Origin of the sequence: Pseudanabaena sp. 'Roaring Creek' (genome assembly GCF_001402795.1) — a bacterium.
Classification (GTDB): domain Bacteria; phylum Cyanobacteriota; class Cyanobacteriia; order Pseudanabaenales; family Pseudanabaenaceae; genus Pseudanabaena.
Map to the genome: position 1 here is coordinate 1 of NZ_LIRE01000512.1, position 2,673 is coordinate 2,673.

The window sequence follows — 2,673 nt, forward strand, 5'->3', positions numbered from 1 at the left end:
GGGCAGTGATCAGGAAAGGATGGGCAGCGCGAAGCACCGCCCATCCTTTCCTATTTATAGCTACCGAACTGGATCAGGACATAAAACCCCAAAGAGAGTTGACGCGCGGCGCGCGTCAACTCTCTTTGGGGTTTTAATTTTGTCCTAACAAAACTGGCGGTAGCTATAGCAGTTCATGGATTGGGTAATAACAGGCTTTGCTCGATCGCCTGTCGAACTGGCTGGCGGACATAGCAATCACTTTCAAGACATTCCACTAAGAGGCGATTAGCATTGCAGTATTGCCGCAAATGCCCGAGTTGGTGGGGAGTAAAATCCCAGATTTGACCAATATTTCGATGATTGATAGCTTGTTGACGGAGGTTATTTGCCCAATATTGCCATTTAATATCACTATCAGCATCATCAGGACAAGTTCCGATCAGTTCTGTTAAAGCATTCGCTAAATGAGGATCGTTCATCTCTTGGGCATATTCCAAAGCAAGACTTAGATCCAGTTCGAGATCGAGTCCCAGTTCTTCATCTTGTTTAGTTTCCAGTGCGCGAGCGAGATCGAAAGCTAAATCGACATTTAGATTGCGATTTTGGCAGAGGTCGAGATCGAGGACGAGGGTTCTAGCCAATACATTGGCGAGATTTAAGGGATCGCTCTGGGCGATCGCTCGACCAAGGGTTAGATAAAATGCGCGTACTGACTGAATACGATCGGGCACTTGTACGGATTCTGCCTTCTGTTTCACCCACTGCAACAAGCTTTGCAACTGCCGATCCCCAACCAATAGGCGATCGCAATAGTCCTTCATGAGCTGTAATAATTCATCGGCTGAGCGCATCATACTCACCGCAAGGCGCAAAACATCCTGCCAACGGTGATCGGTGATTTTACTGGCAAGCAATGTTAACGTTTCAGGATTGCCATTGTAGACCAGTTCTCTCGCTGCTAAATATTCCTGAAACGTTAGATGGGAAAAGGAATAAATACCTTTAGCCCGTTCCACAAATAATCCATGTTGCGATTCGATCGCCTTAATAATCGCTTCACTATCCAACTGTAGAGCATCTTCATTAGTATGGGCTTTCGGTAAATTGCGAATATAGTCAGTGATATAACGTTCTAGATCGACCTGCCGAAAGAAGTAATCTCCCTGATTAAAGGTTGTACAAGCCACTTGAGCCAATAGATCTTCTTTACGTTGCATCGATAGATTTTTATAAATTTGGTGGCGTTCGATATTGCGCTTAGCATCCCATTTCTTGAGTAGAACATCCAGTCCTTCTCGATAAAGTTCGGAACGGTTAGTTGGGAAATCGCCAAATTCATCAAATACTAAACATAACAATGTCAGCAGTAAGGGATTGGTAGCTAGTTCTTGAATTGGGCGGTTTTCTTCGACTTTGCGTAGGAAAAGCTCAATATGTCGAGAATTCCCATAAAACCAACGCTGAGCAAATTGAGAAATCTGGAGCGGTTGAAAATTGGCAACCTCTACTTCGGTAAACTTCTCAAATACATATTCCTGCGCTCCCAAACGACTAGTAATCACAAAGCGATTGGTATAGTACTGTTCGGAAAAGCTCCGCAAATCCTCTAGGACGTGATGCAAATCATCTTCGCGAACTTCATCTAGTCCATCTAAAAATAATATTGCCCGACCTTGCTGTAACAGGTATTTAACCGTGGTGCTATCACTAATATTTGACGACTGAAAGTCTTGAATAATATATTCTATTAACCTCGGTTGAGATTCCGCACCTGCATACTGACGTAAAGTTACAAAAATCGGAACTAATTCACTAAAAATATTGCCCTGCGAACATTTCAGCGCCGTATATTTCAATAATGTGGTTTTGCCCGCCCCTGGTTTTCCCAACAGCATTAGCTTGCCATATCGAGTCAGAGCCTCCATACTCGACACCCGATCTTCATTGATAATTCCCATTTCAATGCGATCGCGCCCATGATAGGTGGCAAGCAAATCCGCAATTCCCAAACGACGACGGCTCGTAATCTTTTCTAAGACATCGGTTCCCGTGTAAATATTTTCAAGGTCAATCGGATGGGACATGTCGAGAACTCGCATAGTCGCACAGCGCTCTTGGATAATTTGCCGACTGCGGTAGCGCATTTGCTCTACAAGTTCGTCAATATTAATGTCTAAATTAATATCCGAGCCCGCCGCCCCCTGTCCAGTCAAAGATTGATTAGAAATTGCCAAACTCTGCTCGTTGAGCTTATTTGTTTCCGCCTCTAGGTAGTTTTGTAAAATATGTAAGAGACGATTATTTTTGCCAGGTCCTTTGCCACTGATATCAAACTTGCGATAGATCTCCCCCATCCGTTTGCGGTAAGCTTCTTCCGAAATCCCCAAGAAGCTCGCGACTTCCCGATCCTCACGATTTTCGCCAAATCGCAATAGGAACACACTTTCCTGATCGACAGAAAGCTGATGGATTTGAGCCATTCTCGTCAGAAATTTTTGGGGGAACATAGGTTATAGATGTTTTAGCCAACCGAATACATTTAAATTATCATAAAACCGAAAAGAGAGGTGCGACGCTTCGCGTCGCATCTCTCTTTTCGGTCTTGACTTTATCTTAACATGACTAGCGATCGCCAATTGCTGTAACTGCTTGTGCAAAATAAATTACCAAAACCCGTAAAGTTGCGCCCCT

The 2,673-nt window shown here is 44.0% G+C and carries 1 protein-coding gene; it reads right to left on the reverse strand.

What is annotated here, in order from left to right:
* Positions 1-173: 173 nt before the first annotated feature.
* A complete protein-coding gene (locus AC805_RS15800; RefSeq protein ID WP_055076309.1) occupies positions 174-2,489 on the reverse strand; it encodes an NACHT C-terminal helical domain 2-containing protein in 2,316 nt (771 codons plus the stop codon).
* Between the last annotated feature and the right edge of the window lie 184 nt (positions 2,490-2,673).

Excerpts from the sequence above, each read along its gene's own strand:
- AC805_RS15800 (WP_055076309.1), bottom strand. The coding sequence starts at position 2,489 with ATGTTCCCCCAAAAATTTCTGACGAGAATGGCTCAAATCCATCAGCTT.